11 protein-coding genes are annotated in these 12,471 nt (G+C 49.3%); 6 read left to right on the plus strand and 5 right to left on the minus strand.

Features of this window, described 5'->3' with window-relative positions; translation table 11 throughout:
- Positions 1–80: 80 nt before the first annotated feature.
- The 4 genes from NDA01_RS22405 to NDA01_RS22420 are packed head-to-tail and all read left to right on the plus strand — an operon-like array spanning position 81 to position 3,884.
- Positions 81–1,013 (plus strand): aliphatic sulfonate ABC transporter substrate-binding protein, encoded by a 933-nt coding sequence (locus NDA01_RS22405; RefSeq protein ID WP_431193490.1) that lies wholly within the window; start codon positions 81–83, stop codon positions 1,011–1,013.
- Positions 1,014–1,017: 4 nt separating this feature from the next.
- Positions 1,018–1,872 (plus strand): ABC transporter permease, encoded by an 855-nt coding sequence (locus tag NDA01_RS22410; protein ID WP_348229703.1) that lies wholly within the window; start codon positions 1,018–1,020, stop codon positions 1,870–1,872.
- 5 nt (positions 1,873–1,877) lie between these two features.
- Entirely contained in the window at positions 1,878–2,654 is a 777-nt protein-coding gene (locus NDA01_RS22415; RefSeq protein WP_348229704.1) for an ABC transporter ATP-binding protein, read from the plus strand.
- A gap of 45 nt (positions 2,655–2,699) precedes the next feature.
- Positions 2,700–3,884 carry an acyl-CoA dehydrogenase family protein gene (locus NDA01_RS22420; protein WP_348229705.1) on the plus strand — a complete coding sequence of 395 codons (1,185 nt, stop codon included), beginning with the start codon at positions 2,700–2,702 and terminating at the stop codon, positions 3,882–3,884.
- A 68-nt stretch (positions 3,885–3,952) separates the two neighbouring features.
- Here the strand turns inward: NDA01_RS22420 and NDA01_RS22425 are convergent, their stop codons facing one another.
- Positions 3,953–4,945: an isopenicillin N synthase family dioxygenase gene (locus NDA01_RS22425; RefSeq protein WP_348229706.1), complete on the minus strand. Its 993-nt coding sequence runs from the start codon at positions 4,943–4,945 to the stop codon at positions 3,953–3,955.
- A 160-nt stretch (positions 4,946–5,105) separates the two neighbouring features.
- Between NDA01_RS22425 and NDA01_RS22430 the strand changes: the two genes are divergently transcribed.
- Positions 5,106–6,455, plus strand: a complete 1,350-nt coding sequence (locus NDA01_RS22430) for a selenium-binding family protein (protein ID WP_348229707.1) — start codon at positions 5,106–5,108, stop codon at positions 6,453–6,455.
- A 9-nt stretch (positions 6,456–6,464) separates the two neighbouring features.
- On the plus strand, positions 6,465–6,812 hold the full coding sequence (locus NDA01_RS22435; protein WP_348229708.1) for a 2Fe-2S iron-sulfur cluster-binding protein: 348 nt from the start codon (positions 6,465–6,467) through the stop codon (positions 6,810–6,812).
- On the opposite strand, the gene NDA01_RS22440 is transcribed toward NDA01_RS22435, so the two are convergent.
- The 4 genes from NDA01_RS22440 to NDA01_RS22455 form a co-directional block, all read right to left on the minus strand.
- Entirely contained in the window at positions 6,778–7,827 is a 1,050-nt protein-coding gene (locus NDA01_RS22440) for a sulfonate ABC transporter substrate-binding protein (RefSeq protein WP_348229709.1), read from the minus strand. The genes NDA01_RS22435 and NDA01_RS22440 overlap by 35 nt on opposite strands.
- A 173-nt stretch (positions 7,828–8,000) precedes the next feature.
- Positions 8,001–9,539, minus strand: coding sequence for an amidohydrolase family protein (locus tag NDA01_RS22445; RefSeq protein WP_348229710.1), 1,539 nt, complete (start codon positions 9,537–9,539; stop codon positions 8,001–8,003).
- A 46-nt stretch (positions 9,540–9,585) separates the two neighbouring features.
- Positions 9,586–10,950: an LLM class flavin-dependent oxidoreductase gene (locus NDA01_RS22450; RefSeq protein ID WP_348229711.1), complete on the minus strand. Its 1,365-nt coding sequence runs from the start codon at positions 10,948–10,950 to the stop codon at positions 9,586–9,588.
- A gap of 443 nt (positions 10,951–11,393) precedes the next feature.
- Positions 11,394–12,356, minus strand: coding sequence for a D-2-hydroxyacid dehydrogenase (locus NDA01_RS22455; RefSeq protein ID WP_348229712.1), 963 nt, complete (start codon positions 12,354–12,356; stop codon positions 11,394–11,396).
- Between the last annotated feature and the right edge of the window lie 115 nt (positions 12,357–12,471).

Raw genomic sequence — 12,471 nt, forward strand, 5'->3', positions numbered from 1 at the left:
TGATTCGTCGCAATGATTCATTTTTCAGGCGCTTTCCCATTTGGTTAATGGGTATTGCCTGTGTCTTCTGTTTTTCGATCTTGAGCAGTTGTAGTAGCAACCAAGCTGCCGCTGACCGCCCCAATACCATTCGTCTAGACTACGCATATTACAATCCAGTGAGTCTGGTTCTGAAGCAGAAAGGTTGGCTAGAGACAGACCTGAAGCCAGAGAATGTGCAGGTGGAATGGGTGTTGAGCCAGGGCAGCAACAAGGCATTGGAATTTCTCAACGCCCGCAGTATTGACTTTGGTTCTACCGCAGGTGCCGCTGCCCTGATTGGCAAAGCGAATGGGAACCCGATCAAGTCCATTTATGTGTATTCCAAACCAGAATGGACAGCCTTGGTCACCCGTGCCGATTCACCGATTAAAACCGTGGCTGACCTGAAAGGTAAGAAAGTTGCTGCCACAAGAGGGACTGACCCCTATATCTTTCTGTTGCGATCGCTGGATCAAGTGGGTTTGAGCGAGAAGGATATTGAGTTAGTCCAGTTGCAACATGCTGATGGTCGGGCGGCGTTGGAAAAAGGAGACGTGGATGCCTGGGCAGGACTTGATCCTCACATGGCAAAAACAGAGCTAGAAAAAGGCTCAAAACTGTTCTTTCGCAATCCTGATTTCAACAGCTACGGCGTCCTGAATGTGCGCGAGGAGTTTGCTCAGAAATATCCCAAGTATGTAGAGCAGGTCTTAGCCAACTATGAAAAAGCACGTCAATGGGCGCAGCAAAATCCCGCAGAACTAAAGCAGGTTTTGGTGCGGGAAGCGAAACTGACAGATACTGTGGCAGCTAAACAGCTAGAACGCACTGATCTATCGAACTCGCGGATTGGCGAGGAGCAGAAACAGGTGATTTTGGCGGCAGGGAACGTGCTGAAAAAGAGTGGGGTGATTCAGGATGCCGTGAATGTGGAGCAAACCGTTACTACATTAATCGATCCCCAATTCATCGCCAAGGTTGCCAGTCGCTAGATTCATGAGCATCCAGACATCTCGGCGATCGCGATCGGTTACTGTCCATAAAAAACTCCAGCTAGGGAAGCTTGCTGTATCTCGCAAGCGGCGCTTCCGCTCGGCTGGAGTAAGAGGATTCGTTTTGCCTGTGCTCCTCCTAATTGGGTGGGAAGCCTTATCTCGCATGGGAGTCTTTCCTCCCAATCTTCTTCCTGCTCCTTCTACGGTAATTGCTGCCATTTGGCAGTTAGCTCTCAAGGGAGATTTATGGAAGCACATTGGCATCACGCTATACCGCGTTGCCTTTGGCTTTGTCATCGGCAGTGGCATGGCGACGATCTTCGGTGCCTTGACGGGCTACTCTCGGGCTGCTCGCCAGTTCCTTGATCCCCTATTGCAATCCCTCCGCAGCATTCCCTCTCTAGCTTGGGTGCCGCTGTTTATTCTCTGGATGGGAATTCAGGAACCCTCGAAAATTGCCCTAATTGCAGTCGGAGTGTTTTTTCCGGTGTATTTGAATCTCATGAGTGGTGTGCAGGGGGTCGATCGCAAATTGGTGGAAGTGGGTCAGGTGTATCGGCTAAACAGTCTGCAACTGATTTGGCGCATCTTTCTCCCTGCAACGCTGCCTGCCTATACGGTGGGACTACGCAGCGGCTTGGGGCTGGGCTGGATGTTTGTCGTGGCGGCGGAAATGATGGGAGCTAGCCAGGGATTAGGCTATTTGTTGGTGGATGGTCAAACTACAGGTCGCCCGGAGATCATTCTAGCTAGCATCCTGTTATTTGCCCTGTTTGGGAAACTGACAGATACGGCTCTGGCAACCATGGAAAAACGCCTGCTCTACTGGCAAGACGCTTACAGCTCACAGAGGTAACGGAAATGCTCCAACTAGAAGGCGTTGCTAAACAGTTCTCAAACCAATTTATTGCCTTAGAAGAGATCAATCTGACCGTTGCTGCAGGTGAGATTGTGAGTTTAGTGGGAACCAGCGGTTGCGGCAAAAGCACATTGCTACGACTGATCGCTGGCCTCGACTCTCCCACACTAGGCCAGGTTTTGATTGATCAACAAGCGATCGCATTCCCACATCCCAAAATTGGCATTATCTTTCAGGAGCCACGCCTAATGCCCTGGCTCTCTGTGCGAGAGAATGTGCAATTTGGCTTGGAAGGTGTTGCTCAGAAAGAAAAAGAACGGCTAACCGATGTCATTCTAGAGCGTGTCGGCTTGATGGCGTTTTCCCAAGCGCTACCCCGTCAACTTTCGGGTGGGATGGCTCAGCGAGTGGCAATCGCTCGCGCTTTGGTCACAAAACCCTCAATTCTGCTGCTAGACGAACCCTTCAGCGCCTTAGATGCCTTCATCCGTATGAAGCTTCAAGATCATCTACTCAAAATTTGGGAATACGACCGCCCAACGCTGATTCTGGTCACCCATGATATTGAGGAAGCTTTGGTGTTGAGCGATCGCGTCATTGTATTGCGAAGTAATCCTGGTCATATCCATCAGGAATTAGTGCTAGATTCACCTCGGCCTCGCAGACGCACTGACTCCCAATTTCAGCAGTGGAAGGAGCAGCTCCTGCAAGCTCTGGATCTCACGGTTGAGGAGCGATCGTTGGAACCTGACAGCCACTTATTAACGGTTGAGGTTTGATGGAGATGCAGAGTATACAGTTCATGATTGATGATTGATTGCATTATGCAACTATTGAATTCAACCACCTCACAGGATTATCTGGCGATCGCCCAGACTTTAGCCGCAGAGTTTGCCAAGACAGCCGTGGAGCGAGACAAAGCAGGCGGCACACCCAAACAAGAGCGCGATCGAATTCGGGAAAGTGGTCTGCTGCATCTCATGATCCCAACCGAGTATGGTGGTGGGGGAGGAGATTGGATTACCGCATTCAAGATTAGCCGAGAATTTGCCAAAGTTGATGCCGCGATCGCCCATGTTTATTCTTACCACCATTTAGGGGTGGTGATTCCTCATATCTTTGGTACCGCAGAACAGCGAGACTATTACTACACTCATACGCTGCAGCACAACTGGTTTTGGTGCAATGCGCTCAATCCCCTCGATCGCCGAACAATTTTGACGCCTGACGGTGATCAGTTTCGGCTCAACGGAATGAAAGGCTTCTGTTCTGGCTCGAAAGATTCTGATATCTTGCCCATTACTGCCACTCATCAGGAAACAGGCGAGCTGCTGGTTCTAGCCATTCCCACTCAGCGTAACGGCGTTAGCATTCAAGATGATTGGGATAACATGGGCCAGCGTCAAACCGATAGTGGCAGCATTACATTTGAGAACGTGGTGGTGCAGGCCAATGAGATTTTTGGCAAGCGGACAGGTCACAATCAACCCTTTAGCACCTTCCGGGCTTTGTTGACTCAGATCAATCTGGCTAACATCTACCTCGGAATTGCCCAGGGTGCCTTTGCCGCCGCCAAAGACTACACTCGCACCGCCACTCATCCTTGGTTAACCTCAGGGGTCGAGAGCGCCACGCAAGATCCCTACATTTTGCAACAGTACGGTGATCTGTATGTGAACTTGCAAGCCGCCGTATTGCTGGCTGACAAAGCGGGAGACTTAATCCAAGCCGCGTGGCCTCAACAGTGGAGCTTGAGTGCCGAACAACGGGGAGAATGCGCGATCGCGATCGCCATTGCCAAAGTTGCTGCGACTCGGATTGGGTTAGACGTGACTAACCGTATGTTTGAAGTTATGGGTGCCCGCTCTACCAGTAGTAAATATGGATTCGATCGCTACTGGCGGAATCTCCGCACCTTTACCTTGCACGATCCAGTCGATTACAAAGTGCAAGACATTGGGAATTGGGCTTTGAATGATGAATTCCCCAAGCCTAATTTCTATTCGTAAGCTTAAGCGGCTTCGGCAGTAGCTAACGTTATCCTTTCCTAGGAGCCCCAGGCAATCAGCAGGGCGGCTCAAAATGCTTGCTGACGTAGCTCAGGAAAAACCTTGGCAACTTTGTTCAACACATAGTCACCGTAAGTGCCACGGAACTCATGAACATTGGCTTTGTCCCATCGATCGCTCTGGTTATCATCCATGATTGCTCCTGCGAGTTCAATGGGATGTATTTCAGCAGCGAAATTGGGATCGAAGAAAAACGGAAAAGATAAGCGATCGCGACCAGATAAATTTTTAACTCGATGAGGAGTAGAACGATATAGCCCACCTGTCAGGAGATCAAGCATATCACCAATATTACAAATGAATGAATTGGGTATGGGTAGTGCATCAATCCAGCCTGATTTTGACTTCACCTGCAAACCGCCAGCGTCATCTTGTTTAAGGATCGTTAACAGACCATAATCGGTATGTTCACCCACCCCCCAGGAAGATTCCTGCGGATTATTTGTAGCTGGGTAGTTGAAGATACGAAATAGAATCAGGGGATCAGCGGTGTAGCGATCGCGGAAGTAAGATGCCTCCAGCCCGAGGCTAAGCGCAATTCCAGCCATCAATGTTTGCCCTAGCTGGGTCATTGCTGCCAAATATTCCAATACTGTTTCACGAAATTGGGGAATATCTGGAAACAGGTTTGCCCCATGCATCGGTATCTCGTTTTGAACTGCTGGATGGGTTGCGTCTAACTCTGCCCCGAAATAGATTCCCTCTTTGAGATCGGGTTGCCCCGAAGTTAACTCACCTCCTATCGGGAAATAGCCCCGCCAGGCTCGTCCGCCTTTCGCCATTTGGATCTGCATTTTAGTCGCTAAATCTTGAGCAAAAAATTGACGGCTCTGGCGTTCTAAGCGTTGTTGTAATGCTTCATCAATGCCATGTCCCACGACATAGAAAAAGCCTGTGTTGCAGCAAGCCTGACGAATTTGAGTCGCTACAGTATCTGGCTTGCGACTAGACACTAAAAGACTGACATCAATGATGGGAATTTGAGAGGATGGAGTTGCCATAATTACTGCTTCAAACCACCTGGCTGAACTGAGTATTTACTGAATAACCCAAGAAGATTAAAAAATATGGTAAATCGATCAGCTTACTGTTTATAGATATTAAATCTAGACCTAGAATGAAATCAGTCTCCCAAGTTTACGCATCAGTAGAGGTCACTCTATGTCTCACGCTTGCTGTGGTCCCGGTTATGCTTCGCCTGAAGCCGCTATGCAGGGAGAGAGGGAGAAACTACTGTATACAATCGCCCTTTATACTGGCTCCACGATTGTAGAACCCGACTACTTAGCTACCGTTGATGTTGATCCAGAATCGCCCACCTACTCTCAAGTGATTCATCGTCTTGCCATGCCCTATGTTGGCGATGAGCTGCATCATTTTGGGTGGAATGCTTGTAGCTCCTGTCATGGAGATGTAAATAAATCTCGGCGCTATTTAGTGATCCCAGGGATACGCTCCAGCCGAATCTACATTATAGATACGATTGAGGCCAAAGCTCCTAAGATTCACAAAGTGATTGAACCGGAAGAAATCAAAGCAAAAGCTAACTTGACTGCGCCTCACACCGTTCATTGCTTAGCAAACGGACAGGTAATGATCTCTATGCTGGGCGATCGCGAAGGCAATGGCCCTGGTGGGTTTTTGCTCCTCGATGATAACTTCGATATTCTCGGTCGCTGGGAGCAAAACGCCAGTGGCATGAAATTCAACTATGACTTTTGGTACCAACCTCGCCACAATATTATGGTGAGCAGTGAGTGGGGCGCACCCAAGACCTTCTATCCTGGTTTTGACCTTAATGATGTGGCTGATGGAAACTATGGGCAACATCTCCACTTTTGGGACTGGGAGAAGCACGAAATCATTCAGAGCTTAGATTTAGGCGAGGAGGGGTTGGTTCCTTTAGAAGTGCGGTTCCACCACAATCCAGATAGCACTCACGGGTTTGTTGGTGCTGCGTTAAGTAGTAATATTTGGCACTGGTACAAAAATGGTACCTGGCAGGTCAATAAAGTCATTGATGTGCCCAGCGTAGATTTAGAAGGATTTCCGATCCCCTTGCCCTCTCTGATTACCGATTTGATTATGTCCTTGGACGATCGCTTCCTCTACTTCTCGAATTGGTTACATGGGGATATTCGCCAGTACGACATTAGTGATCCGCAAAATCCGAAGCAGGCAGGTCAAGTGTGGGTCGGTGGCCTGCTAGGTAAAAGCGGTGAAATAAATGGTCACAAGCCCGTGGGTGGTCCCCAAATGTTGCAACTGAGCCTCGATGGCAAACGTCTGTATGTGACTAATTCCTTATTCAGCACTTGGGATGACCAATTCTATCCCGATCTAGCGAAAGCAGGCTCTTACATGCTGCAAATTGACTGTGATATCGAGTCCGGCGGATTGGCAGTTAATCCCGATTTCTATATTGATTTTGGGGCAGAACCGCAAGGTCCCTCGCGAGCCCATGAAATGCGCTATCCCGGTGGCGATTGCACCTCGGATATTTGGGTATAAAAGGCTGGGATGAAAACTTACCGAGTTGAGTTGGTCAACCGCGATCGGGTTACGCTAGAAGTTCCAGAGAACCAGACGATTCTGGAAGCTCTGGAACAGGCGGGAATACAACTCCCGGTGGGTTGTCGTTATGGCGCTTGTGTTACCTGTGCCGCCAAACTGATTCAAGGAGAAGTGGATCAGATTCAACAACAGTGCTTGAAACCTGCTCAGTTAGCAGCAGGCTTTGTGCTGTTGTGTATTGCTTATCCTCGCTCAGACTGCCAATTAGAGGTTGGTCGGGAATGCCAAAACTTCCTCTACATCAACCCATTTAAGGTGCTTAAGGCTGAGACTGCGCCACCTCCTGAACCTTGATTGGTTTCGGCAGTAGCTTTAACTCGACGAAGGCATCCGCCACCTGCTGCTGATAGTTCACGACATCTGGTTTGAGCGGCTGTTGAACGCCATAGGGACGCTCCTTCAAAATCTCCGTTAATGTTGGGGCATCAATGCCAATCTGTGGTGACAAGAGGGTTGCTGCTTGGCTGAAATTGCTCTCTGTCCACTCATTCACCTTCTGGGTTTCTTCGATGATTGCCTGTAAGCGATCGGGATGTTGTTCAGTAAATTGCTGAGAGGCGAGGTAAAACTGACGATTGGCGACCAAATCTGATCCATCTTGCAAAACCCGAGCACCCATCGCCTTTTTAGCAACCGTTAAATAAGGCTCCCAAATCACCCAGGCATCTACGTTTCCTTGCTCAAAGGCGGCTCGGGCATCGGCAGGAGCTAAAAACACAGGTTGGATATCACTATATTTCAACCCTGCCTCTGCCAGCGCTCGAATCAATAAATAATGCACATTGGAGCCTTTGTTGAAGGCAACTTTTTTACCCTTCAAGTCAGCAACTTTTTGCAGCGGCGAATCCTTAGCCACTAAAATTGCCTCACCTTTGGGATCAGGTGGTTCATGGGCCACATAGAGGAGTGGGGTGCCAGCGGCCTGGGCAAAGATTGGCGGTGTCTCTCCGGTAGAGCCATAGTCAATACTACCTGCGTTGAGTGCTTCCAACAGCGGTGGTCCTGCGGGAAACTGCACCCACTGCACGGAGATCCCCTGCTCCTTCAACCGCTGATCTAAATCTCCGCGCGCCTTCAGCAGAAAGAGGGTGCCATATTTTTGATATCCAATCCGCACCACATTGCTCTCTGCCTGATTTGAAGTGGAGGGATTGCTGGTATTGGCTGTGCCAGCAGGTGCCGCACTAAGAGTTGATGTGTTTGTGGTATTGGAAGAACTATCAGATGAGCAGGCAGAGAGACCGCTAATGCTGACGCCCAACACTAATAGGAGGGCCAGAGGCTGAAAGGAAAATCGGACCGGAAACACAAATAACTCCTGATCTAGCGTACTGTTTTTTTGGAGAGAGATATGCGATCGCCTGAAAGCTAACTACATATGGTTTTGGCAAATATCGGTAGGGGCGGTTTTTGTCATAAAGTCGCTGCACAGTTGATAAGCTACCTATTAAACCCGCCCCTACAACTACCTCAACTAGCGGTTTACGCTGTTACCAGGCGCTGATCCTCTGCTTGAGATGACACAGATTGGACCTGAGATTCGATCGCTGTGCCCGTGAAGAAATCAGGGTTAGCTTCGGTGTAGAACTTGTAGGGGTTTTCAAACACATAAGCTTTGAAGTCAGCTTCAGAAATGACTTCTTCTTCTACCAGTTCCCAGCTTTCAGCCAAGGGAGCAGTCAAGTCAGGCACATCCCAGTGACCCACATCCGAGGAGTAGATGGCGTTGATCTTGACGCCCAAGGGATTTGCCTTATCGTTGAAGGCAGCGGCGATCGTGCGATCGTCGGATTCAGAGCCAAAGAAGAAACTGTTGACCCAGCGATCGCGGATATCCTCAACGGTCTCAATTCCAGCAGCGGCAAAATCTTCTAACTCACTACCTACAGGCGATCGGCTATGGCGATTGAAGGAAGATCCAAGAACTGTTGTCTTGAGTTCCTCTTTGCTCAGGGAATGGCCTTGAGTTATTTCGCCCCCAAAGCGCTCAAACAACTCAAACAGTTCATTGGCATTTGCCAGATTTGGATTGTAGTTTTGTAGCGCCTGCAAATTGCGTTTGGAGAAGCGATCGACGAGATGAATGTAGACATGGGCACCCCAGTCGGCACCCCCTTCTAGCATACCGACGCGCAGTTGTGGGAACCGTCGAGTTACACCGCCAAAGAACAAGGCTTTAGCAAAGGCTTGCGAGCCATCGGCAAAGTGACCGATGTGGTTGTTCATGTAGTTGCTGATAGAGGAGCGCCCCGTCCATCCTTGGCTACCGTAGTGAGTAGTGACAGGTACGCCCAATTCTACGACTTTCGCCCAGAAGGGATCATAGTCGTATTCACTGTCTAATCCGTAGAAGTCAATATAGGAGGCGTATTTGGCAATTTCAGGATATTGGTCGGGTGGATACTTATCCACGATCGCCTTGATCGGTCGCTTCACACCGCCAGGGATATTGATCACTTTCAAGCCGAGGGTTTTGACTGCAAATTCTAACTCCTCGATTGCTTCCTGGGGCGTCGTCATGGGGATACCTGCTACTGGAGTGAGGCGATCGCTATATTTGCGATAGATATCCGCATGATAGTGATTCACGGCCCGTTGCAAGGCTTGGCGATGTTCTGGACCAGCGCCTGCGGGTGCTAATACATTGTTGGGAAACAGCACTGAATAGTCTGAGCCTTGCTCTGCCTGCCGCTCATAGAAGAGTTCGGGAAGCGTATATGTGGCGAGATCGAGGGTGTTGCGGGTGACTCTGGCCCACCAAGGCGATCGCAGCGTGCGGTTATACTGACGCTCTTCTGGGGTTTGTTGATACCAGTCTTTACCGTCGGTCTTAGAGTTGAGACGTGAGGATTCTGCCTTCCGCAACGCATCTACCAGTTTCGCGCCACCATATTTATCGATGTAATCTTCTAGCGCCGGAGTGAAATCATTGGTGTGAACATCGGTATCAATCACCGGATAATTTAACTTAGCCCGGATTGCAGCGGAAGGTGAGTTCTTCAAGCGGCTATACTCAACCATGTTTTTTCTCCAGAAATACAAGTTTTGCGATCGGACAACTCGTAACTTACGCCAGTACCAATTGCTCTTCTTTTCGTTGAGCAGCGAGACGGTGAGCAGGGCGGCGTAATCCTAGGTTTTCCCGCAACGTACTGCCCTCATAAGCAGTTCGGAACAGCCCGCGTTTCTGCAACACGGGAATCACTAGGTTGACAAAATCATTTAATCCCGTTGGCAGGATGGGCGGCATGATATTAAACCCATCTGCCGCACCGTTGTTAAACCATTCTTCTAGTTGATCAGCAATGGTTTCAGGAGTGCCCAAAATCGTGCGATGACCGCGTGCTGTTGCCAAAGAGAGATACAGTTGGCGCAGCGTCAAATTGCCACGAGCCGCTAAATCACTGACTAGTTTGAGGCGGCTCTTGTTGGTATTGGTGTCACTGGGCAACTCAGGAGCGAGATCATCTAAGGAATATTTCGACAGATCCACACCTTTGTAGTAATTTTTCAGAATCCCCCAAGCCACATCGGGGTGAATCAAAGATTGCAGAAATTCATACTTCTCTTGCGCTTCCTCTTCAGTGCGCCCAATGATCGGGAAGGCTCCAGGCATAATTTTGAGATCGTCAGGCGATCGCCCATACTTCTCCAGCCGCCCTTTGACATCTGCATAAAATTCTTGAGCATCTGCCAAGGTTTGATTGGCGGTGAAGATGACCTCAGCAGTGCGGGCCGCTAAATCCCGTCCTGCTTCTGAGGCTCCCGCTTGCACGATGACTGGATATCCCTGCGGTGGGCGACCTACGTTTAAGGGGCCTTTAACGGAAAAATGTTTGCCTTTGTGATTCAGGACATGGAGTTTCTCGCGATCGAAATAGACACCTGATTCGCGATCGCGGATAAAGGCATCGTCCTCCCAGCTATCCCACAATCCTTTTACCACTTCCACAAACTCTTCAGCTCGCTCATAGCGTTGGCTGTGGTCTGGGTGATGCTGCAAACCAAAGTTCTGGGCGGCGTTCTCGTTGCCTGTGGTGACGACGTTCCAGCCCGCTCGGCCTTGGCTCAAGTGATCTAAGGAGGCAAACTTCCGAGCTAGCGTATAAGGATCTTCGTAAGTCGTCGAAGCAGTGGCAATGAAACCAATATCTTTGGTCACGGAGGATAGGGCAGAGAAAAGCGTCACTGGCTCAAAATGGACGATTTTGCCGTTGCGACTCTGAGTCTCCGGCGCACCTCCCCAAACTCCAGGGCTATCTGCGAGAAACACGGCATCAAACAAACCCCGCTCAGCAGTCTGAGTAATTTCCTTGTAATGTTCAAAGTTTAGACCTGCATCAATCTGAGCTTCAGGATGCCGCCAAGCAGAGATATGATGTCCCGTTGCTTGGATAAATGCACCTAAACGAAACTGCCGTTTTGTGCTCATAAGCTTGCTTCTATGGTGTGATAACTAATTTGCACTTCGCAAAAGACTTTTTGGGGTAGCGGTGTTAGCTTCTAACCGCTATTTGGCGGATTCCCAATGACTCGAAAATCACTATCCACGTTGACCAAATATGAATGTGATGAGGAATCCTGTTTAACGACCAACATTACTTGCAACACTCACATCCTGCCAATCAATAATCTGACGGAAGGATAAGCCAAACTACAGCGGGACTTTAACAGGAGGAGGGAGGTTTTGCATCAACTATGAGTTTATAATACACGAATTGTTAGTCTATCTAACAAAAATTTTGAGGCGCTGTGTGATTCATGGTTGCACTACTATTTCTGAGATGAGATTAGCGGCATCAATGGTTTAGTCAGCAACGACTAGCGCGATCGCCAGCCCATCGTAGCCCTGACTAACAACGATTTGAACTCTCCCTAATAGCCTGCGGTTTTATCTACTACATTTCGAAGCGGTTGGCTTGATTGGTAGCGGATCAGGTTATCCAGAAACAGTGCGATCGTACGTTCTGCAATTCGAGCTGAAAAACCAGAGCAATGAGGGGTGACAAAGACATTAGGTAAAGACCAGAAAGGACTCTCATGCGGTAAAGGTTCTGTATGAAACGTATCTAGTCCAGCTCCCGCAATCCAGCCTTCTTTGAGGGCCGTGATTAATGCCGCTTCGTCTACCACTGCCCCTCGGGCAATATTGATTAAGTAGGCGCTAGGACGCATGGCCTGTAAGGCAGTGGCATCAATCAAATTGCGAGTTTCGGGAGTGAGAGGTGTGGCTAAGACGACATAATCGGCTTCCGGTAGCAGCGATCGCCATTCATCTGTGCCCACAATGCGCTCAAACCCTGGCGTGGGTTGTGGGTGACGCCGAGACCCCCAAACATGCATGCCAAAAGCACTGGCCCGCTTCGCAATTTCTTGCCCAATACTGCCTGCCCCAAGAATGAGCAGCGTTTTGCCCCATACTTCCTGAAGAGGGAGTTGAATACTCCGCTTCCAGGTATGACTGGCTTGCAACTCCAGCAATTGAGGGATTGTTTTGGCGTGAAATAAGATATAGGTCAGGACAAATTCAGCGATCGGAATGGCAAAGGTGCCTGCTCCATTGGTGAGCATGATATCCCGTTCTAAATAGGTGGGAGTAAGGATATGATTGACACCCGCACTCGGCGTTTGATGCCAGCGAATCTGGGGTGCTGCTGCTAATACCTGCTGGAGCAAGTCAGGTTTGAGATAGAACCAATTGAGATATACCTCAGCGTCACTGGGATCACCCTCAAACTTGCCGTTGATATCAACCCAGGCCACTTGCAGATCGGGATCGAGTTGAGACAGCTTAGGTTCTAAATCAGGGGCGAATTCAGTCGGTAAGAGCAGTTTCATCAGTTTGCCAGATCTCTACAGTCACGATCATTTTAGGTCCAGGGTTTGGTGCGTGACTGACCAGGAAGGAGGATTGTGAATGGTTGCCGAGTAGATGAGACGATCGCTGTAGATC

Source organism: Trichocoleus desertorum AS-A10 (genome assembly GCF_039962155.1).
Classification (GTDB): Bacteria; Cyanobacteriota; Cyanobacteriia; order FACHB-46; family FACHB-46; genus Trichocoleus.